Source organism: Rhizobium aureum, assembly GCF_030182495.1.
Taxonomy (GTDB): Bacteria; Pseudomonadota; Alphaproteobacteria; order Rhizobiales; family Rhizobiaceae; genus Rhizobium; species Rhizobium tropici_C.
Genome location: NZ_JAQJCI010000003.1, coordinates 82,964 through 103,094, shown reverse-complemented (window position 1 = coordinate 103,094; position 20,131 = coordinate 82,964). Strand labels below are relative to the sequence as shown.

At 60.1% G+C, this 20,131-nt stretch carries 20 protein-coding genes; 9 read left to right on the top strand and 11 right to left on the bottom strand.

What is annotated here, in order from left to right:
* Positions 1–155: 155 nt before the first annotated feature.
* Together PH552_RS09295 and PH552_RS09290 are read right to left on the bottom strand one after the other, a co-directional pair.
* Positions 156–560 carry an RNA-binding S4 domain-containing protein gene (locus PH552_RS09295; RefSeq protein WP_112341585.1) on the bottom strand — a complete coding sequence of 135 codons (405 nt, stop codon included), beginning with the start codon at positions 558–560 and terminating at the stop codon, positions 156–158.
* A gap of 3 nt (positions 561–563) precedes the next feature.
* Positions 564–3,686, bottom strand: a complete 3,123-nt coding sequence (locus PH552_RS09290; protein WP_113249613.1) for a helicase-related protein — start codon at positions 3,684–3,686, stop codon at positions 564–566.
* A gap of 1,221 nt (positions 3,687–4,907) precedes the next feature.
* On the opposite strand from PH552_RS09290, the gene PH552_RS09285 reads away from it, so the two are divergent.
* From PH552_RS09285 to PH552_RS09275, 3 genes are all read left to right on the top strand, one after another.
* Positions 4,908–5,063: a DUF3309 family protein gene (locus tag PH552_RS09285; RefSeq protein ID WP_113249612.1), complete on the top strand. Its 156-nt coding sequence runs from the start codon at positions 4,908–4,910 to the stop codon at positions 5,061–5,063.
* 46 nt (positions 5,064–5,109) lie between these two features.
* Positions 5,110–5,364, top strand: a complete 255-nt coding sequence (locus tag PH552_RS09280; protein ID WP_112341591.1) for a YMGG-like glycine zipper-containing protein — start codon at positions 5,110–5,112, stop codon at positions 5,362–5,364.
* A 150-nt stretch (positions 5,365–5,514) separates the two neighbouring features.
* Positions 5,515–5,691: a hypothetical protein gene (locus PH552_RS09275; protein WP_169645216.1), complete on the top strand. Its 177-nt coding sequence runs from the start codon at positions 5,515–5,517 to the stop codon at positions 5,689–5,691.
* Positions 5,692–5,807: 116 nt separating this feature from the next.
* Here the strand turns inward: PH552_RS09275 and phbB are convergent, their stop codons facing one another.
* Positions 5,808–6,533 (bottom strand): beta-ketoacyl-ACP reductase, encoded by a 726-nt coding sequence (gene phbB / locus PH552_RS09270; protein ID WP_112341592.1) that lies wholly within the window; start codon positions 6,531–6,533, stop codon positions 5,808–5,810.
* Positions 6,534–6,695: 162 nt separating this feature from the next.
* Entirely contained in the window at positions 6,696–7,877 is a 1,182-nt protein-coding gene (locus PH552_RS09265) for an acetyl-CoA C-acetyltransferase (protein ID WP_113249611.1), read from the bottom strand.
* On the opposite strand from PH552_RS09265, the gene PH552_RS09260 reads away from it, so the two are divergent.
* Together PH552_RS09260 and phaR are read left to right on the top strand one after the other, a co-directional pair.
* Complete coding sequence (locus PH552_RS09260; protein ID WP_162736948.1) at positions 7,861–8,133, top strand: hypothetical protein; 273 nt, start codon at positions 7,861–7,863, stop codon at positions 8,131–8,133. The two genes, PH552_RS09265 and PH552_RS09260, sit on opposite strands and share 17 nt — an antisense overlap.
* Positions 8,120–8,692, top strand: a complete 573-nt coding sequence (gene phaR / locus PH552_RS09255; protein WP_112341594.1) for a polyhydroxyalkanoate synthesis repressor PhaR — start codon at positions 8,120–8,122, stop codon at positions 8,690–8,692. Before PH552_RS09260 ends, phaR begins: the two co-directional genes overlap by 14 nt.
* 339 nt (positions 8,693–9,031) lie before the next feature.
* Here phaR and rpmF read toward each other — a convergent pair whose 3' ends face one another.
* The 3 genes from rpmF to mtgA all read right to left on the bottom strand — a co-directional run bounded on the left by rpmF (position 9,032) and on the right by mtgA (position 11,004).
* Entirely contained in the window at positions 9,032–9,217 is a 186-nt protein-coding gene (gene rpmF / locus PH552_RS09250) for a 50S ribosomal protein L32 (protein ID WP_003543812.1), read from the bottom strand.
* A 179-nt stretch (positions 9,218–9,396) separates the two neighbouring features.
* Positions 9,397–10,044 (bottom strand): glutathione S-transferase family protein, encoded by a 648-nt coding sequence (locus PH552_RS09245; RefSeq protein WP_285165891.1) that lies wholly within the window; start codon positions 10,042–10,044, stop codon positions 9,397–9,399.
* Positions 10,045–10,218: 174 nt separating this feature from the next.
* A complete protein-coding gene (gene mtgA / locus PH552_RS09240) occupies positions 10,219–11,004 on the bottom strand; it encodes a monofunctional biosynthetic peptidoglycan transglycosylase (protein WP_285165890.1) in 786 nt (261 codons plus the stop codon).
* Positions 11,005–11,147: 143 nt separating this feature from the next.
* On the opposite strand from mtgA, the gene PH552_RS09235 reads away from it, so the two are divergent.
* Together PH552_RS09235 and PH552_RS09230 are read left to right on the top strand one after the other, a co-directional pair.
* Positions 11,148–12,062: a polyprenyl synthetase family protein gene (locus tag PH552_RS09235; protein WP_112341596.1), complete on the top strand. Its 915-nt coding sequence runs from the start codon at positions 11,148–11,150 to the stop codon at positions 12,060–12,062.
* Positions 12,063–12,298: 236 nt separating this feature from the next.
* Positions 12,299–12,940: a LysE family translocator gene (locus PH552_RS09230; RefSeq protein WP_285165889.1), complete on the top strand. Its 642-nt coding sequence runs from the start codon at positions 12,299–12,301 to the stop codon at positions 12,938–12,940.
* A 20-nt stretch (positions 12,941–12,960) separates the two neighbouring features.
* Here the strand turns inward: PH552_RS09230 and ispG are convergent, their stop codons facing one another.
* Both ispG and PH552_RS09220 read right to left on the bottom strand, forming a co-directional pair.
* A complete protein-coding gene (gene ispG / locus PH552_RS09225; RefSeq protein ID WP_113249606.1) occupies positions 12,961–14,214 on the bottom strand; it encodes a flavodoxin-dependent (E)-4-hydroxy-3-methylbut-2-enyl-diphosphate synthase in 1,254 nt (417 codons plus the stop codon).
* Between the two features lie 126 nt (positions 14,215–14,340).
* Complete coding sequence (locus PH552_RS09220; RefSeq protein ID WP_145645142.1) at positions 14,341–15,540, bottom strand: MFS transporter; 1,200 nt, start codon at positions 15,538–15,540, stop codon at positions 14,341–14,343.
* 256 nt (positions 15,541–15,796) lie between these two features.
* On the opposite strand from PH552_RS09220, the gene PH552_RS09215 reads away from it, so the two are divergent.
* Positions 15,797–16,669, top strand: a complete 873-nt coding sequence (locus PH552_RS09215; RefSeq protein WP_113249603.1) for a DMT family transporter — start codon at positions 15,797–15,799, stop codon at positions 16,667–16,669.
* 82 nt (positions 16,670–16,751) lie between these two features.
* Here PH552_RS09215 and PH552_RS09210 read toward each other — a convergent pair whose 3' ends face one another.
* Both PH552_RS09210 and PH552_RS09205 read right to left on the bottom strand, forming a co-directional pair.
* The gene (locus PH552_RS09210) at positions 16,752–17,825 is read right to left on the bottom strand and encodes an acyltransferase family protein (RefSeq protein ID WP_162736946.1); all 1,074 of its coding nucleotides are present in this window, start codon (positions 17,823–17,825) and stop codon (positions 16,752–16,754) included.
* A complete protein-coding gene (locus PH552_RS09205; protein ID WP_183761590.1) occupies positions 17,818–18,798 on the bottom strand; it encodes an SGNH/GDSL hydrolase family protein in 981 nt (326 codons plus the stop codon). Before PH552_RS09205 ends, PH552_RS09210 begins: the two co-directional genes overlap by 8 nt.
* 512 nt (positions 18,799–19,310) lie before the next feature.
* Here PH552_RS09205 and PH552_RS09200 point away from each other — a divergent pair.
* Positions 19,311–20,084: an amino acid ABC transporter substrate-binding protein gene (locus tag PH552_RS09200; RefSeq protein ID WP_112341603.1), complete on the top strand. Its 774-nt coding sequence runs from the start codon at positions 19,311–19,313 to the stop codon at positions 20,082–20,084.
* Positions 20,085–20,131 lie beyond the last annotated feature (47 nt).

The window sequence follows — 20,131 nt, the reverse complement described above, 5'->3', positions numbered from 1 at the left end:
CCTGGAACGTCGCGCGCTCCCGCGGAGCCGAACGGGGATCAAGCGCAAACGCGCCGCCCGGCTGGTTACCGGCAGGTTGATGGTGAGGTATCGACTTTGTCATCCAATTTCAAGGACAAACAATCTGGAAAGCGGCCTGAGACGGGCAGAGTTTTCTAATCGTCGTCCGAGATCAGGCGATCGATTGCACGGCGATCGCGCTTCGTGGGCCTTCCACTCCCCGGCGCCCGTAATGCCTGCTCGAACGGGGTGAGGCGTTTTGTCTCATCCGGCGGCGGCGTTAGGTCCTCATAGAGCAGCTTGGCTTCCTCGAAAGGGCCTCGGCGCTCGCCGGCGGCACGCACGATGAGGACGACATCTCGGCGCTCCAGCGAGAGCTCGATACGGTCGCCCGCCTTGACGCCGAAACTCGGCTGCACAATCCGCTCGCCATTGACCCGTACGCTGCCGTTCTGAACGTAGAGCTGCGCCAGCGAGCGGGATTTCACCATGCGAGCAAAGAACAGCCATTTGTCGATGCGCTGGCGCGAACCGGAAAATGGCTGTCTCTCGTCCGTCATGGGTTATTTCTTCATCTGCTCCTTGAGGGCAGCGAGCTTGGCGAAAGGAGAATCCGGATCGATCGGCTTTTCTTTGCGCGGCGGCTTGGCCTCGAAGCGCAATGGCTGCGATGCACCGCGATTGTTGCGATCGTTCCGGTCATTGCGTTCGCCACGCTCCTGACGGTCACCCCGGTTGCCCTGATGCTGCGGACGGCCGCCCTCGCGGTTGGCGCGCGGCCCCTTGTCACCGCCGCGGTTGTCACGGCCATCGCGACGGTCACGTCCCTCGCGATTGCCCTCGCCACCGCTCGCCTGCTGCTCGCCACCGCCACGGCGATTGCCGTGCTGACCGCGGCCCTCGCCCTGCTGACCGCGACGGTCACCATGACCGCGGCCGCCTTGGCGCTGCTGATTATCGTTGCGGCCACCCAGGCGCCAGAGCAGAACTGGCTTCGGCTCGGCAGGTTCCGCGGCAGCGGCTTCAGTGTCGGCAGCCTCGGCAACGTCAGCTGCCGCTGCCACCGGTTCGACGGCGGGAGCTGCTTCCTGCGCGACGGCTTCCGGTTCCTTAGCCGGCTCGTCGCCCGCAGCGTCGGCGTCGTCATGATCGGTCTTTTCGGCAGCGGCTTCCGCAGCCGACGATGCCGGTGTCGCCGCGGCATCCTGCTGGGCAAGGAAGGCCGTGGCCTCCTCGGCCTTCACCGAATCGGCGCGGTAGCCGAGACCCTTGAGAATTTCCTCCATGTCCTCGAGCGTCGCACCGAGGATGGAGAGCATGGCGGTCGTCGTGGTGAAGCGGCGACCGTCATAAGCGCCTTCGGGGCGCGAAGCCTGGCCGGGCTTCCACTGCAGGAGCGGACGGATGAGATCCGCCAGGCGCTCGAGAATATCGATGCGGACCGCGCGCTTTCCAAGAAAGCGGAAGCCGGCAAGCTTGTAGAACATGCGCTCATAGCCCGGATCGGTGACGACCGAGGTACGGCCGGCGGCGAGAACGGGGATCAGATCGCCATAGCCCGGCTTGTCCAGGCCATCGTTCTTCAGAGCCCAGAGCAGCGTGATGAGTTCGGCGGGGGCCGGCTTCAGCAATGCGGGCACGAAAATATGATAGGCGCCGAAGCGGACGCCGTAGCGGCGCATGGAGGCGCGCGCATCCTGATCCAGCGACTTCACCTCTTCGGTCACGTCGCGGCGGAACAGAACGCCGAGATTTTCCACCAGCTGGAAAGCGAGCCCCTTGGCGAGGCCCTGCAGATCCTCGGCACGCTGAAGATCGTCGAGCGGCTTCAGGATCGTGCTGATATGATGGTTCACGAAACGCTCGATGCGCGAGGCGACATGATCGCGCGCATTGCCCGTCAGCTGCTCGTCGGCAAGCAGGATCACACGCGGACGCATGATATGATCGCTTCCCGACAGACGCGCCACGGGATCGCCGAGCCAGCGCACGAGGCCATCGGCGCTGATCGCAAGATCGCTGTTGCCAGCCGCATGCAGACGCGCGGCGCGCGCCTCGAATTCCAGCGACAGCGCCTTCTGGGAGGCTGTCTGGACGGCCTTCGCATCCGGCCCCTCGGTGCCGGCAACCGGCGTGAACCGGAAACCGGTCAACTGTCCCACATGATGCCCTTCGACGAAGACATCCCCATTCACACTGATTTCAGCTTCCAGCATCGCATTCTCTCTCAGGCGCTTCATGAGCACAGATGTCCTGCGATCAACAAAGCGTTTCGTCAACCTCTCATGTAACGCGTCGGACAATCGATCTTCGATTTCCCGCGTCTTTTCTTGCCAGTGTGTCGGATCGGCAAGCCAGCCGGGCCGGTTCGACACATAGGTCCAAGTCCTTATCTGCGCGATTCGCGCCGAAAGCGTGTCGATCTCGCCATCCGTCCGATCGGCACGATGCACCTGTTCGGCCAGGAAGTCCTCTTTCACCGTGCCATAGCGCACCAGGTCGGAAAAGAGGGCGGCAATAAGATCGGCGTGCTGGGCAGGCGTAATGCGCCGATAGTCTGGAAGCGCGCAGGCCTCCCACAATTTCTCAACCCGAGCCGGGTTGCTGGCAAGATCGACTATCTCCAGATCGCGTGACAAATATTCCAACGCCTGCTGGTCTACCGCAGGCAGCGCCCGCGTCAACCCCTGCACGCGCGGCGCGTCTTCCAAACTGGCGCGCAGAGCTGCGATCGAAGCGAAATCCAGATCCTTGCTGCGCCATTGCAGCACCTTGACCATGTCGAATTCGTGTCCCTCGATCCGGCGGACCAGCTCGTCGTCGAACGGGTCCACCTGCCCCGTTACGCCGAAGGTGCCGTCCTTGAGATGACGGCCGGCGCGGCCGGCGATCTGGCCGAGCTCGGCCGGATTGAGGTTACGGAACTGATAGCCGTCGAACTTGCGGTCCTGGGCAAAGGCGACATGGTCGACATCGAGATTGAGGCCCATGCCGATCGCATCGGTCGCGACCAGATATTCGACATCGCCGGCCTGGTACAGGGCCACTTGCGCATTGCGGGTACGCGGGCTGAGCGCCCCAAGCACGACGGCGGCGCCGCCACGCTGGCGGCGGATGAGCTCCGCGATCGCATAGACCTCATCGGCGGAAAAAGCCACGATCGCGGTGCGCTGCGGCAAGCGCGTGATCTTCTTCTGCCCGGCATAGAAAAGATGCGACAGCCGCGGCCGCTCAAGGACGGTGATCCCAGGCAGAAGCTGTTCGAGGATGGGCCGCATCGTGCCGGCACCCAATAGCAGCGTCTCGTCGCGGCCACGCAGGTGCAGGATGCGGTCCGTGAAGATATGGCCGCGCTCTAGATCGCCAGCAAGCTGGACCTCGTCGATGGCGACGAAGGAGGCACGCGTCTCGCGCGGCATGGCTTCGACGGTGCAGACGGAAAAGCGGGCATTGGGCGGAGATATTTTTTCCTCGCCCGTGACAAGCGCGACATGCTGAGCCCCGACCTTTTCGACGACGCGGGTATAGACCTCGCGCGCCAGCAGCCGCAGCGGCAGGCCGATCACGCCGCTGCCGTGCGCCACCATGCGTTCGATGGCATAATGGGTCTTGCCGGTATTGGTCGGTCCGAGCACCGCGGTCACGCCGCGTCCGCTCAGGATCATGGGCTGCGAAGTCTGTGTCATTGGTCCGTGCATGGGCGAGAAACCACCGTCTTTCGATCAGCAAGTTCCCCAAGGAGGAAACGAAGAGATGACGACCATATGCGACAAAGGCAAGACCTGAATAAAAAAACAGCCACCGCAACAACCGATTTCATTATTGACGGTCTCAACCGTAAGCCACATTAACCCTGCATCTCATGCGAGTCCCGACGATCGCGGAACACCTTGAGAACGAATCGGAGACGAATCGCTGACTCACTAGCGTTCTTTTTTTGTTCACTACAATATATGGATTTCGATGAAAAGAGTCACACCAAATGCTGAATCTCATTTCAGTGCCTTTTCCACGAGAAAAGGAGTCAAGCCGAGAATCCGAAGCCGGCGAAGATCGCTATGTTTTATGGTTAATTATCTGTAAATCATCGGATTTTCGGAACAGCGCCCTTCTCTTCGAGATCTGAGGTCAAAGCCAGAACGAATCGGAGACGAATCGCTGATTCCGCACGATTCTACTTTTGTTCCGTACTATATCTAGCGCCTCGACAGCCGATGCATACAGGACTCTGAATGGTTGAACCCACAATTCCGGCCGAATCAGGAATTGCGATCAACCTTTTAACGAGTGCAAATATAACGATCCCGCAAATACACGTATAAGATGCGGTTATCGGCAAAACGCCGTGACTGCAGCGTCCAGATTTCATGGCTACATATTTCTACTTCGCCAGAACAGCATCGAAATTCGGGAGGCGGTAAGGCCACAAAACCTCTTCGCAAGGCCAACCCAAACCGAACGAGGCAGGAAGGCGCCTACCTCCGCATACCCGATTTCGCTCCTTCTGTATGTCGGCAACCTGTAAGAAGGCATCCGGACATTAACCAAAGTCCAAAGGCAGAACGAATCACCGACGAATCGCGGACATGCTCCTTTTCTCTTTTTGTTCACCGCAACATATTGTATTTTAATGATATTTTAACCATACGAGCTAATCGCGGACACTCTCTTCCACACCTGCGTCGCGCCATCGCGTGAATATCTGGCTGAATACGCTCTCGCCGCCATTCCCGCCTTTTTATTTCTTAGCCGGAACAATTTTCTGCGACGCAAGTTTCTATCTGCAGAATTGAGGAACTCCGCCCATTCACTAGGAAACCGATTCGAGCTGGAAGCGCTGGAGCATAGTGCCGGAATGAACGAAATTACCGGCGCCATTCAAGCGATGGACATGGAGGAGACATATCATGCTTGGTACGGTATTGCTTATTATACTGATTCTGCTGCTGATCGGCGCACTGCCCAACTGGGGTTACAGCCGGGGATGGGGGTACGGTCCATCGGGCGGTCTCGGACTTGTTCTTGTCATTGTCCTCATTTTGTTATTGATGGGGCGGATTTGATCCGCGGGTCAATGTTCAAACTTCACAACACCAGGGAGCTAACACCATGAAGAAGATCATCGTCGCGATCGCCCTTGTCGGCGCTTTAGCGTCGTGCACGGCAACGGAAAAAGGGACTGCCATCGGTGCCGGCACCGGCGCCCTGATCGGCGGCGTGGCCACCCATAGCTGGGGTGGCGCGGCAGTCGGCGCTGTTGCCGGCGGCGTCGTCGGCAATCTCATCGGACGCTCCCATGAGCGCCGTGGCTATTGCATCTATCGCGACCGATACGGCCATCGCTACGAAGCTCGTTGCCGCTAAGACCTGAGGCCGCGACCAGCCGCTTCTGCGGCTCGGTCGCGGACATCCGACCCTCAGGGCAGGCCCTGGAAGCCTCAGTTTCTGAGAGAATCCTCTTCCCGCGCGATCGGTCCAGGGAAAGGAGCAGTGTTTTGAGGAAGGAACGGCACCATGGCCGCAATCATCGCAAGCATTGCAGCATTCGCGCTCATCGGCACCACTTTTTACGCGCTTGGAAGCGCGGCGCGGATGCGGGACAAAGAGAAGAAGCAGCGGGTGGCGCTAGAAGCCGTGATCCTAGAATTCAAGCCACGACAGCGGCAGCAGGCAAATTCAGGCCGGGGATGATTGCCGGACCGGTTGTGACTTCTATCCGGCAATCCTCTCCCTGATGCAGGCGGGCAAGAGCGGATCAGCTCTTCACGGAAATCCCGAGCCCACTGCGTCCTTTTCCCGGAATTGCTCTAAACGAAGAACTGGCCGCCATTGGCCGTTATCGTCGATCCCGTAATGAAACCGGCATCATCGCTGGCAAGGAAAACCGCGATGCGGGCGATCTCCTCGGGCTCGCCCAGGCGCCCCACCGGAATCTGCGGAATGATGCGCTCGTTCAATACCTTTTCCGGCACCGCCAGCACCATTTCCGTGCCGATATAGCCGGGGCAAATGGCATTGACGGTGATGTTCTTGGCAGCACCTTCCTGGGCGAGCGCCTTGGTGAAGCCGAGATCGCCGGCCTTGGCGGCAGAGTAATTCGCCTGCCCCATCTGCCCCTTCTGACCATTGATCGAAGAGATATTGATCACACGGCCGAAGCTGCGGTCGCGCATGCCCTGCCAGACATGATGCGTCATGTTGAACAGGCCGGTGAGGTTCGTATTGATGACTTCGTGCCACTGCTGCGGCGTCATCTTGTGGAACATGGCGTCGCGGGTAATGCCGGCATTGTTGACCAGCACATCGACATGCCCGAGATCGTGCTCGACCTTGGCTATGCCCTTGCCGCAGGCTTCGTAATCGGTGACATCCCATTTATAGACGGCGATGCCGGTCACATCGTGGAAAGCCCTGGCTTTCTCATCGTTGCCGGCATAGGTCGCCGCCACCTTGTAACCCGCATTGTGCAGCGCCATCGAAATGGCCGCGCCGATGCCGCGCGTACCCCCGGTTACCAATGCCACTCTGCTCATGTGCCACTCCCCTTTTTTGCTGCGGAGGCGGGACGCCCGAAGGTCGGGTCGCCCGCTCGCTTTCACCACTTCTTCTGGAAAATTCCTTTCAAAACGCCCCCGAGCATGATGCCGAAAAGTATGAGCGGTTTTCGGACAACATCATGCTCTATTTCTTTGCTTCTAGAGCGCCTCGAAGCACATGGCGACACCCATGCCGCCACCGATGCACAGCGTGGCAAGCCCCTTGCGGGCGCCGCGGCGCTTCATTTCGAACAGCAGCGTATTGAGGACGCGGGCGCCCGAAGCGCCGATCGGGTGCCCGATGGCGATCGCGCCGCCGTTGACGTTGACGATCGACGTATCCCAGCCGAGATCCTTGTTCACGGCGCAAGCCTGGGCGGCAAAAGCTTCGTTGGCTTCGACGAGATCGAGATCGGCGACGGACCATCCGGCCTTTTCCAATGCCCTGCGCGAGGCCGGGATCGGCCCGGTGCCCATGATCTGCGGATCGACGCCGGCTGTTGCCCAGGAAACGATGCGGGCAAGCGGCTGAATGCCGCGGCGCGAGGCTTCCGCCTCCGTCATCAGCACGGCGGCAGCCGCACCGTCATTGAGGCCAGAAGCGTTGCCAGCCGTGACCGTTCCTTCCTTGTCGAAGGCCGGGCGCAACTTCACCATGCCGTCGAGCGTCACGCCGTGGCGGATATATTCGTCGGCATCGACGGTTACATCGCCTTTGCGCGTCTGGATGGTGAAGGGAACGATCTCGTCCTTGAACCGGCCGGCCTTCTGCGCGGCTTCGGCCTTGTTCTGGGAGGAAACGGCGAACTGATCCTGTTCCTCGCGGGAAAGCTGCCACTGCCGCGCGATATTTTCGGCCGTGATGCCCATGTGATAGCCGTAGAAGGCATCCGTCAGGCCATCCTTGATCATGGTGTCGATCATCTTCATGTCGCCCATCTTGGTGCCGGCACGAAGGTTTGCCGCATGCGGCGCCATCGACATAGATTCCTGGCCGCCGGCGACGATGATCTTCGCATCGCCGGTCGCGATCTGCTGCATGCCGAGAGCCACGGCGCGCAGGCCGGAGCCGCAAAGCTGGTTGACGCCCCAGGCGGTCGCTTCCTGCGGAATGCCGGCCTTCATCGCGGCCTGACGGGCCGGGTTCTGCCCTTCGCCGGCCTGAAGCACCTGGCCAAGGATCACTTCATCGACTTCCTTGGCATCGACGCCGGCACGCTCCAGCGCGCCTTTGATGGCGGTGGCGCCAAGCTCATGAGCCGGAACGCTCGCAAAAGCACCGTTGAATGAGCCGACGGCAGTGCGGGCCGCGCTGGCGACGACGATGGATGAACTGCTCATGGAAGCCTCCTCGGAAAATGAACGCGTATATGAGGCGAAACTGTCAAAGCTTTGCGCCGGAGTCAAATTGCAAGAATTCCCCGCGTGCAGATTTCATGAAGCCGTCATTGCCCGCGAGAAATCCAATCAAAGGATTGGGCTTGCCGCATCGCACAAAGCGATTGTCACCAAGCTTCTTTTGCGTCTACACTCAGGGGTGGAGGAGTATTCCATACAATCAGACGGGGCCAGGAGAACTGATAATGGCAAAGAATGAGGGCCAGATCGTAATCAAGAAATATGCGAATCGCCGCCTATACAATACCGGCACCAGCACCTACGTGACGCTGGACGACCTGGCGGAGATGGTGAAGAAAGGCGAGGAATTCACTGTCCAGGATGCCAAGAGCGGCGAAGACATTACGCATTCGGTCCTGACGCAGATCATTTTCGAGCAGGAATCAAAGACCGGCAACACGCTGCTGCCGATTTCCTTCCTCCGGCAGCTTATCGGCTATTACGGCGACCAGATGCAGATGGTCGTCCCGAGCTTCCTCGAGCATTCCATGCGCGCCTTCACGGAGCAGCAGACCCAGATGCGCGAACAGATCAATCGCGCCTTCGGCGAAACGCCGCTCGGCAAGAATCTTCAGCTGCCCATGCAGATGGTCGAGGAACAGGTCCGCCGCAACACTGAAATGTTCCAGCAGGCCATGCAGATGTTCTCCCCCTTCATGAAGCCGCCGGCCAAGGAAAGCCGCAAGGCCGAAGCCAAGGATATCGACGAGCTGAAGGAGCAGCTTCGCGCCATGCAGAGCAAGCTGGATAGCCTTTGATACCAGGCAATGCACTGATGAATCCGACGAGGGTTTTCACTCCCCTCTGTCACTGACGTGACATCTCCCCCACAAGGGGGAGATCGGTAAGTTGCGGCACTTTCTCGCCTCAAGCTACAATGGCATCTGCAGAAACCAAATCAGTTTGCTTGCCAGAGCGGAGCGACATACTCCCAACAATCTCCACCTTGTGGGGGAGATGTCACGAAGTGACAGAGGGGGGTGTCAGAGCTTCGGCATAAGAGCAGCCGCTTCGTCCGATCAGCACGCCCAATCACAGACAGAAAAAGGCCGGCGAAACGCCAGCCTTTAATTCATGCCACCAAGGCAGCGCTTGAATTATGCGCTTTCCTTCGGCGTCAGAACCTGGCGACCGCGATACATGCCGGTCTTCAGGTCGATGTGATGCGGGCGACGCAGTTCGCCGGAGTTCTTGTCTTCGACATAGGTCGGAGCCTTCAGGGCGTCAGCCGAGCGGCGCATACCGCGCTTGGACGGGCTCGTTTTTCTCTTCGGTACAGCCATTCTCGTTACTCCATGTACGGACGAAACATATCCACGGCCAGCAAGGCGGCCGAAACAGACATGCATCAATTTCGGAATTTGGGCGGGCTTATACATGGCTTGTTGGGCTTTGACCAGTCCCTTCGAGCATTTTTTGCCCGCAGCGCTTGATTCGGAGATATCGGTGCCAAATCAGGCGGTCAAGCCTCGTCCTCCGGCACGATCCACGTTTCCTTCAACGCCGCTTCCTCCCATTTCTTCCAGGCAGGCAGGGCTTTCATGACTGCCATATAGTCCCTCGTATCGGCGGAGACGGCAATGTCGTACCGTTCCAGGCGGCTGATGACTGGAGCGAACATGGCATCGGCTCCGGAGAATGCCCCGAACAGGAAGGGACCGCCGGAGCGGGAACGCGCCTCGCGCCAGATGGTTTCGATGCGCGCCACGTCTTCCGTCACCCCTTCCGGCAGGTCGAGGCAGCTCACCGGGCGACGCATGTCCATCGGGCAGGCATTGCGCAAGGCGCCGAAGCCCGAAAGCATCTCCATGCTATAGGATCGCGCCAGCGCGCGGGCCTGCCGGTCCTTAGGCAGAAGACCGGCATCGGGGAAAAGCTCGGCCACGTATTCGATGATGGCAAGCGACTCCCACACCTTGAAGCCGTCATGCACCAGCATCGGCACCTTGCCCGTCGGCGAGACCTCGCGAATGTTCGGATTGCCCGCCGGAAAATCGAACGGGATCAGCACCTCCTCGAAAGCGATGCCGCAGCCTTCGAGCGCGATCCACGGCCGGAACGACCAGGAGGAATAATTCTTGTTGCCGATGTAGAGGGTCAGCTTGCTCACGATCTTGCTCCCTTTTTAGCGTCGGAACTCGAAGGGGAAGAGTTCCTCGAATGGCTCGTGTCCTCGAACGCGCCGGAGGGCGACGGTCCGATCGTCATTGGCAGGTCATCCGCCCGTAGGTCACAGCGAAGGATGCCAGATGAAGACAAGCCGATCGAACGACAAGTTCTGATATCAGTCATAAAGGCATTTGATATATGCGTCGGCATTGCGCGCGCGGCGCTGGATCAGCGAGGCAAGCTGGCCAAGCCCCCGCCCCGGCTTGCTCGCCACCCGATCAATCGGATTAGGAAGCGAGACGGCGAGAAGGGCCGCCTGACGCGCCGTGAGCTTGGAGGCCGGGACTTTGAAATGGTAGCGCGCCGCAGCTTCGATGCCGTAAATGCCCGGCCCCCATTCCGCAACATTCAGATAGATTTCCATCATCCGGCGTTTCGACCACACAGTCGAGGCGGAGACCGCCAAAGGCAATTCCAGCGTCTTGCGGACGAAGGAGCGGCTGTTCCATAAAAACAGGTTCTTCACCGTCTGCATCGGGATCGTGCTGCCGCCGCGCGTGGACTTGCCGCGCAGCGTTTCCTGGACGAGCACCCGCATCTCGCCCCAATCGACACCGCCGTGATAACAGAATTGTCCGTCCTCGGAGACCATGACGGATTTCACCAGCACCGGCGCGATTTTATCCAGCGGCACCCAGCGGCGGTCGTAGCCCTGAAGGGTAACGGCATCGCCGATCATCAGGGTGGAAACAGGGTGGATGAACGGCAGCACATAGACGACGATGAAGAAATAGGGCAGCAGCAAGAGGACGATCAGGACGAGGACGATGCGCTGCCATAATGGACGGTGTCTGAAGCGTGCCAACAGGGAGGAGCGTCGCGGCACCTCGGCTTCCTCCCCCTCATTGTCCGTCGATATGTCCAAATGTCTGACGTCCACGGCCGCTCCATCCCGGTACATCCCTTAATGTATCCGGGAAACGCTCTGATGCTGCACTCGTCATACCGTCTACGCAAAGCGATGACCAGAGTGTGACGCAATTCCCCATCCGGCTGTTGACAATTCTCGTTGCCAGCAACCGCCTCTCATGCCAAACAGCGGCCATGGACAGCACCCATTCCTCATTCGAGCACCGTCTCAAGGACAATGCCGGCAAGATCGAAGCCATGTTAAACGGGCTTCTGGCCGACGCCAGCCTCAGTGACGAGATCGTCCGCCCTGCCCGGCTCCTAAGCGCGATGCGTCACGGCGTGCTGAACGGCGGCAAGCGGCTGCGGCCCTTTCTCGTCATGGAATCCGCGGCCCTTCTCGGCGGCGATGCCAAGGCGGCACTCAGGATCGGCGCGGCACTCGAATGCGTGCACTGCTATTCCCTTGTCCATGACGATCTTCCCGCCATGGACGATGACGACCTGCGCCGCGGCCAGCCGACGGTGCATATCGCCTTCGACTACGCGACGGCGATCCTGGCGGGCGACAGCCTGCTGACCTATGCCTTCGATATCATTGCCGCACCCGAAACGGAGCTACCGGCGGACCGGAAAGTAGCGCTTGTGCTGGCACTGTCGCGCGCAGCCGGCATCGGCGGCATGGCCGGCGGCCAGGCGCTCGATCTCGCCGCGGAGAAGGAGGCGCCGGACGAAGGCGGCATCACCACGCTGCAGGCGATGAAGACGGGCGCGCTGATCCGCTTTGCCTGCGAGGCCGGCGCCATCATTTCAGGCGCCCCCGTCGGAGACCGCAAACGACTCCGGACCTTCGGTGAAAAGATCGGCCTTGCCTTCCAGCTCGCCGACGATCTGCTCGACCTGACAGCGGACACCGCCACCATGGGCAAGGCAACCGGCAAGGATGCCGCCCGTGGCAAAGGCACGCTGGTGGCTCTCCACGGCCAGGAATGGGCGGAAGTGACGCTCGCAAGGCTGGTGAAGGAAGCGGCCGACCTGCTGTCCGGCTATGGCGACAAGGCGGATGTCCTGACGGAAACCGCCCGCTTCATCGCGAACCGCAAGAGCTGATCCCGAAGACTTCCACACGGCGTTGCCTGATGGCAGAACCACTGACCTTCCGGCCGGATGGCAGCTGCCATCCATACCGGTACGGCTACCCATTCAGCTCGGGAATGTCACCATCACAAGAATCCATGGCGTCGCCGGGTGATTTCCGCCGCATTCTGTGCCACATTCCCGTGCCGTATTGGCCTGTAGACGCGGAAATCTTCGCGGCCGCGCCAATCCCTTCGGGAATGATCTCCATGCACGAAACGCTTTCCTATCTGCCGCATATCCTGCCGGCCTATATCGCTTACATCGTTGCGGTTATCAGCCCCGGCCCCGCCATCATGGCCATCATCGGCACCTCGATGACCCATGGCCGCAAGGCCGGCATGACCCTGGCGCTCGGTATCTTCGGCGGGTCGCTGACTTGGGCAACGGCTGCGGCCGCGGGTCTTGCCACGCTGCTGCAGACCTATGCGATGGCGCTGGAGATCCTGAAGATCTTCGGCGGCCTCTATCTGCTCTACCTCGCCTATAAGGCATTCCGCGCCGTCCGTAGCAGCGGCGAGCTGCCGACCGCCGCTGAGGGGCCGAAAACGCCAGGCTTCAAGTCGCTGATCCTGCGCGGCTACGGCATTCACGTCACCAACCCGAAGGCCATCTTCGCCTGGCTTGCCATCATCGCGCTCGGCATGCCGCAGGGTGCGCCGGGCTCGGTCGCGATGCTGATCATCGCCGTCTGCGGCGTGACCGGTTTCGTGGTGTTCATGGGTTACGCGATCCTGTTTTCGACGCCGCATGCGCTGAAAATCTATCGCAATGCGCGCCGCTGGATCGAGGGCGCCATGGCTGGCTTCTATTGCTTCGCCGGCATCAAGTTGCTGACGAGCAATATCTGATCCAGCCTTTAAGCGGCGGATTACTCTGCCGCGACGTTTTTCTGGCCGAATCGCTTTTCGATATAATCGGTCACCAGCGCCTCGAAATCGGAAGCGATGTTCGGGCCGCGCAGCGTCATGGCCTTTTGGCCGTCGATGAAAACGGGGGCGGCCGGCGTCTCGCCGGTACCGGGCAGCGAAATGCCGATATCGGCGTGCTTGCTTTCGCCCGGACCATTGACGATGCAGCCCATGACGGCGACGTTCAGCGCCTCGACGCCCGGATATTTCTCGCGCCAGACCGGCATGTTCTTGCGGATGTCGTTCTGGATGTTCTGCGCCAGTTCCTGGAAGACCGTCGAGGTCGTGCGGCCGCAGCCGGGGCATGCCGCGACAACCGGGATGAACTGGCGGAAGCCCATGACCTGCAGCAGTTCCTGCGCCACCTGCACCTCGCGGGTGCGGTCGCCATTCGGCTCCGGCGTCAGCGAAACGCGGATCGTATCGCCGATGCCGTGCTGCAGCACATAGCCCATGGCGGCGGACGAAGCGACGATGCCCTTTGAGCCCATGCCGGCTTCGGTGAGACCCAAATGCAGGGCATGGTCGGAACGCTCCGACAGCATGGAGTAGACGGCAATCAGATCCTGCACCTGGCTGACCTTGGCCGACAGGATGATGCGATTGCGCGGTAGGCCAATGTCTTCCGCGAGGCTGGCCGAGATCAGCGCAGATTGCACGATCGTCTCGCGCGTCACCTGCCGGGCCGATAGCGGCGAGCCTTCGGCGGCATTCTTATCCATCAGCGCGGTCAGCAGATCCTGATCGAGCGAGCCCCAATTGACGCCGATGCGCACCGGCTTGTCGTAGCGGATCGCCATCTCGATGATTTCGGCGAACTGCTTGTCCTTCTTGTCCTTGAAGCCGACATTGCCGGGATTGATGCGGTATTTCGCCAGCGCCTCAGCGCAAGCCGGATGATCGGCGAGCAGCTTATGGCCGATATAATGGAAATCGCCGATCAGCGGCACGTCCATGCCGAGGCGCAGCAGCCGCTCGCGGATCTTCGGCACGGCGGCGGCACTTTCATCGCGATCGACGGTGATGCGCACGAGCTCCGAGCCGGCTTTGTAGAGGGCGGCGACCTGGGCGACGGTCGAGTCGATATCGGCCGTATCGGTATTGGTCATGGACTGTACGACGACGGGGGCACCGCCGCCGACGATCACGCCGCCGACATCGACGGCAACGGAGGAACGGCGCGGTTTCGGATCGAAATCGGTGGCGGACGACATGAAAGCTCTCGCAGGCCTCGAAATTGGGTGTCTTTCAGGTGGATCACGGAGCGGTCGTTGTCAACCGCTACGACAATCTCTTTTGACCGAATGGAGCCCACCCGCTACCGGACAAAAGCGACAAAATTAATGCTTGCTCTCGCCGATGCCATCGGCGTAGCGCGCGAGCGATGACAAGGCCAATACGACGAGCAGCAGCACCGGCAGCGCCATCAGCACCGGCGAGAAGCCGACATGTTCGGCGGCAAAGCCGATGGCCGACGGCGCGACCAGCATGCCGGAGTAGCCGAGCGTGGTCACGACCGAGATGCCGATGCCGGGCTGCAGCCCCGGAATATTGCCGGCGGCGGAAAAGGCGATCGGCACCATGTTGGAAATGCCGATGCCGCAGAGCGCAAAGCCGAGGATCGCGATCTCCGCGTTTGGCGCCAGTGCTGCCGTCAGCATGCCGACGATGGCAAAGACCGTGCAGACGCGCAGCGTGCGCACCGACCCCAGCCAGTCACGGACGAAATCGCCGGCAAAGCGCATGGTCGCCATGGTGGCCGAGAAAGCGGCGAAGCCGAAACCGGTGAGCGCCACCGACGCCCCCTTTTCCTGGCTGAGATAGAGCGCGCTCCAATCCAGCACGGCGCCTTCCGGCACCATGCAGAACAGCGCGACGACGCCGAGCAGCCAGGGCAGCGGAATCATCGGCAGCTTTGCCTTTGGCTTGGCCTCGTCGGGATGCGGCTGGTCACTGAGGACCATCGGCCAGGCCACGACGAGGAAAAGAACGGCGATAGCGGTCGAGGCCTCGGCATGGCCGAGAACGCCCAGGCGCGAGATCAGCAGGCCGCCGATGGCTGAGCCGATCAAGCCGCCCAGACTCCAGAAAGCATGGCACGAGGACATGATCGCCCGGCGCATGGACTTTTCGACCGAGACGGCATTGGCGTTCATCGCCACGTCCATGGCGCCAATGAAGCCGCCGAAGAGGAAGAGAGCAATCGCCGCGGTCCAGACATTCGGCGCTAGCGTCAGCGCCAGGATCATCGGCAGCAGCAACACCGCAACGGCACGCACGACGATGCGCGAGCCGCGCACGGCGATCTGCGCGCCGGCAAGCGGCATCATGACGAGCGAGCCGACACCGAAGACGAGGATCATCAGACCGAGCTCGAATTTCGTCAGTTGCAGCCGCTCGGCAAATTCGGGAATTTTCGGCGCCCAGCAGCCAACCATGAAGCCGTTCAGCAGGAACATCAACGAGACGGCTGCGCGCGGTTTTGTGAAGAATCCGCTCCTTTTTGCCTCAAAACCCTCCCTCCTGGTCATGTCGTCCATGAAAATTCCTCCAAATCGGTGGCCGCAGTCTATTTAAATCGATTGAAATCGCAACGATCGAAAACCGCCTAAACAGTCACATTTCGTCTCCGTCTGTTAAAGCGGAGGCAAAGACATCACAACTCCGAATAAATAATTCGTGACCCTATGTCCCTGGCGAAAAGCCCTATTGACGCCGAAAAAGTAGGCTCCTATCGGTTGAGGCCTGAAGATTCTTCGATCGGCCCCAACTCGGGTCATCCTCTGGTGCATCCCCGTGAAAAATTCCATCAGCTATGGCATCCTGCTTACGGTGTTTGCCTACATGCTGTTCACCGCCCACGATTCGGCGGTGAAGCTGCTCGTCGCCTCCATTCCCGTCTGGCAGGTCCTGTTCATCCGAAGCTGCACCATCCTTGCCGGCTGCTTCGTCTTCGAAGGTCCGTCGCTTGTCCATAAAGTGGCGCGCTCGCCGATCATCAAACCGATGATCGTGCGCAGCATCATCATCCTGATCGCCTGGATTTCCTATTATTCGGCGGCATCCTATCTGCAGCTCGCCGAAGTGACGACGCTCTATTACGCCGCCCCGATCGTCGGCACGATTCTCGCGACCATCGTGCTGCGCGAAAAGGTCACCGTCGCCCGCTGGATGGCGGTCGGCGTCGGTTTCTGCGGCGTGGTGATCGCCTCCAATCCCGTGGGGCTTTCGATTTCCTGGCCGGTCTATCTGGCACTGCAGGCCGCCGTCCTTTGGGCGAGCGGCATGGTGTTGCTGCGGAAAACAGCGCTGCACGAGAAGAGCCATATCCAGATGGCCGTCTCCAATATCCTGTTCATCATCCTGACCGCCGGCATGGCGATCGTCCACTGGCACACGCCAACGCCGTTCCAGATCGTCCTGCTCGCGCTCACCGGCATCATCGCCGGCGCCGGCCAGCTCGCCCTCTTCGAAGGCATGCGCCAGGCCCCCGTCTCGGTGCTGGCGCCGTTCGAATATACCTCGCTCGTCTGGGCCTTCCTGCTCGGCTACCTGATCTGGGGCGATATCCCCGGCCCCAACACCTTCATCGGCGCCATCCTGATCTTGAGCGCGGGGTTCATCATCATTATCAGCGAACGGATGAAGAAGCGCACGGCTGCGGCTTGAGCCGGACCAACGCGTTTTCTACACATGCAAGCGCAAACTGCCCGGCGGGCGCAGCTTCCAACCCGCGGCAGAACGTTGGATTTCACCCCGCCGGAGCGACGGTCTGTTCGATGGGTTTAGGCTGCCGCATCAGAAGAGCCTGCATCGGCCGCTCGAAGAATTTGAGAAGCACCACCGAGATCCCAATCGTGCAAAGCGTGACCACCGCCAATATGCCCGTCACGAAGGGTAGGGAGAGGTGCTTGCCCAGCAGCTTGAGCGGAAGCTGCAGCGTGTAGGGGTGGATGAGGTAAAGCGAGTAGGACGCATCTCCCAGTAGAACCAGAATGGCCCATATTTTCCCCGATGGCATCCGCATGAGCAGGAAGCCCGAGACGAGCAGGACGGCGAACAGGCTTGAGGCGAAAAGACTGGGGCCGGCGAATGTCACGATGAAGAAATGAGCCCCGCAGGCCAGAAGAACGAGCAGGACGGCGGCGACATTCGATCCGTTTCTGAAGGCACTGTATGCCGAATATGCCTTATGAAGCATCATGCCGAGAACGAATTCGATCAAGATCGGATTTGTATAGAAACGCCATTCGACGGATCCCTCCGGCCAAATCTCATGCAGCGTGATCAGGAAGAGAACGGCCGCGGAGGCGAACCAGGTTGCCCTGGCGCCAAAGATCAGGCAGGCGCCGTAAATTATGTAGAAGAACACCTCGTAACAAAGCGTCCAGCCCAGGAAAAGGATCGGCTGCACGGCACCGCCGGTTTTCTGATAGGGAACGAAAAGAAGAGATTTGACGATCGTTTCCACGGTCACGATCGTCGAATTGAGCAGGCTGGGTTTCACAAGCGCAATCAGGACGACCACGAATGTCAGCAGCCAGTAGAGCGGAACGATCCTGGAAATCCGCTTGCGAGCGAAATAGACGAGTCCGCGCGCCGGGTCGGAGGAGTAGCTGATGATGAAGCCGCTAAGAACGAAGAAAACGTCGACGCCGGTTGCGCCCATGAAGAAATAATTGCGATCGAGATGGTATTCGATCGCAAGGCCGCTTCCGAAATGGAAGAGAACGACGGAAAAGGCGGCCACGAACCGGAGAAACTGGAGGGAATCCAATTGTCTCGAGTTCGACCGCTGAATGGAAAGCGTCTGTTCGTTAATCATGGGGGCCCCAATCCGCTCTGATAGCTTGTTCCAACAAGGTTGCCATTGCCGCATTGGTGCTGCGGCTTGGATGCCAATCGCATCCGAAGTCCTTCGGTTTGACGCGTAAATTCAGATATCGCAGGCGGGTCTCGCCTTTCGCGGCGCTCGCCTGGACGGCGGCCTGGATTGCTTTCTCGGCCACATCGAAGTCCTTCTGGGACATCATCGGACCGAGCGCGGCGTAGAGATACGCCTTTGGATACTGAGATCTGAGCTTGAAGACGAGCTTGACGTATTCCTCGATGAAATCGCCGGGATTCCTGTTGTCCGAAAAATCGTTCGTCCCCAGATTGACGACCACTGCGGAAACGCGCTCGTCAGGAAGAGCGGGTGCGCCCTTTCTCAAGGGCGTCACGCTATCGATGACATCAAGCATGGTTTTCGCGTTCTTGCCGGCACGCGAAAGGCCGATTCCCGAAACGGCGAGGGTCGTAAGGTCCATCCCGAGGCTGCGTGCCGCGACCGCGGCATATGTCAGGTATTGATTTTCCGTCCCGGGGCTGAATTTACACCCGGGACCGACGCCCTCGAGGCCATAGCCTGCGGTAATGGAGTCTCCGATTGCCACCAGCTTTGTGGCCGGTGCTTCCGCGGGAAGGAACGACCCATCGGTTTCGGCGGAAACGAATATGGTATCGCCGATCCATCCCTCGGTGCGGCGCGTCACGCGAACCTCATGGGCGCCCTGCGGCAAGGCATCGGCAAGCTGGTATCGATGCTGCCCCGCTTGCAGATCGAGGCGCTGGGGAACGCCGTCGAGTTCGACCTCAAGGCTATTTTTCCCGGTATCGACGAGGGTGGCCGAGAGCGACGTGCCTTCGAAACGCAGCGCGAAACCGCTGCCGGGCCAGCCGAAAGCCGCATCGCTGGCGGCAACGCGGCCGATCCACTTCGATGGCCGCTCGATCGTTTCGGCCGCAAAGCTCGGCATGAATGTACATAAACCCAGAAAGAGAGACGCGATCGCGACATGAGACCTCATGACCGGCCAAGACCGGCGGCGCGCAATGATGGGCAATTCATCACCTCTTCGGGCTGCGTCAGATCAATTTTGCACTTTAAATTTTCGAGTAGAATCGCAGTTTGATTGCCGCCCGTGTCTCCCGGCAAAACCGCCAGGACACATAATGGTGCGCACGCCCTGCGTGAACGCTGCCGCACCAACTAACAATCACATGCTGCACTTGGGCAACATTGAGAGAAATGGAGCAACATTGGGACAAATAGGGCGGCATTGTGAATTGTCACTATGCCGCACTGCACCATCGAGCAGCAATTATGGGCGGCGATTGAAAACGGCAGCTCTCTTGCCCCCTGATCGCGATTTCTTGAGAAAAATATTCGCAATTGCCCGTTTCTTTTGCAGTTTTCTACGCTTCCGCGCTGCAATTTTTCTGCGATGTATGCAACATTGAATGAACGCTCCAGAAACGGAAGAAAACGATGAACTGGTTGAAGACTGTTGCCGCCGCCGCGCTCGTGCAGGCGGCATTCCTGCTCCCCGCCCATGCCGGCGAAAACCTCAAGGCGATCCAGTCGGCCGGTGTCTTCAAGGTCGGCACGGAAGGGACCTATGCGCCCTTCACCTTTCATGATGAAAGCGGCAAGCTGACCGGTTTCGACGTGGAGATCGCTGAAGCGATCGCCGGAAAGCTCGGCGTCAAGGCGCAGTTCCTGGAAGGCAAGTGGGACGGCCTGATCGCCGGCCTCGACGCCAACCGCTACGATGCCGTCATCAACGAAGTCGGCGTCACCGAGGCCCGCAAGAAGAAGTATGACTTCTCCGAGCCCTATATCGCTTCCAAGGCGGTACTGATCGTCAAGGAGAGCAACAGCGGCATCAAGGATTTTGCCGATCTCAAGGGCAAGAAGGCGGCGCAGTCGCTGACCAGCAACTTCGGCAAGCTCGCAACCGAATCCGGCGCCGAACTCGTCGGCACCGACGGCTTCGACCAGTCGATCCAGCTCGTGCTGACCGGCCGCGCCGACGCCACCATCAATGACAGCCTCTCCTTCCTCGATTTCAAGAAGCACAAGCCCGATGCGCCGGTGAAGATTGTCGCGCAGCAGTCCAACGCCGATTTCTCTGCCGTCATCATCCGCAAGGGCGAGCCGGAACTGCTTGCTGCGATCAACAAGGCGCTGGCCGACATCAAGGCCGACGGCACCTATGACAAGATCTCCAAGAAATACTTCGGCCAGGACGTTTCGAAGTAAGAAGGCATAGGCAGAGACACCAAACTGTGAAAAAGATGCGTCCGGAG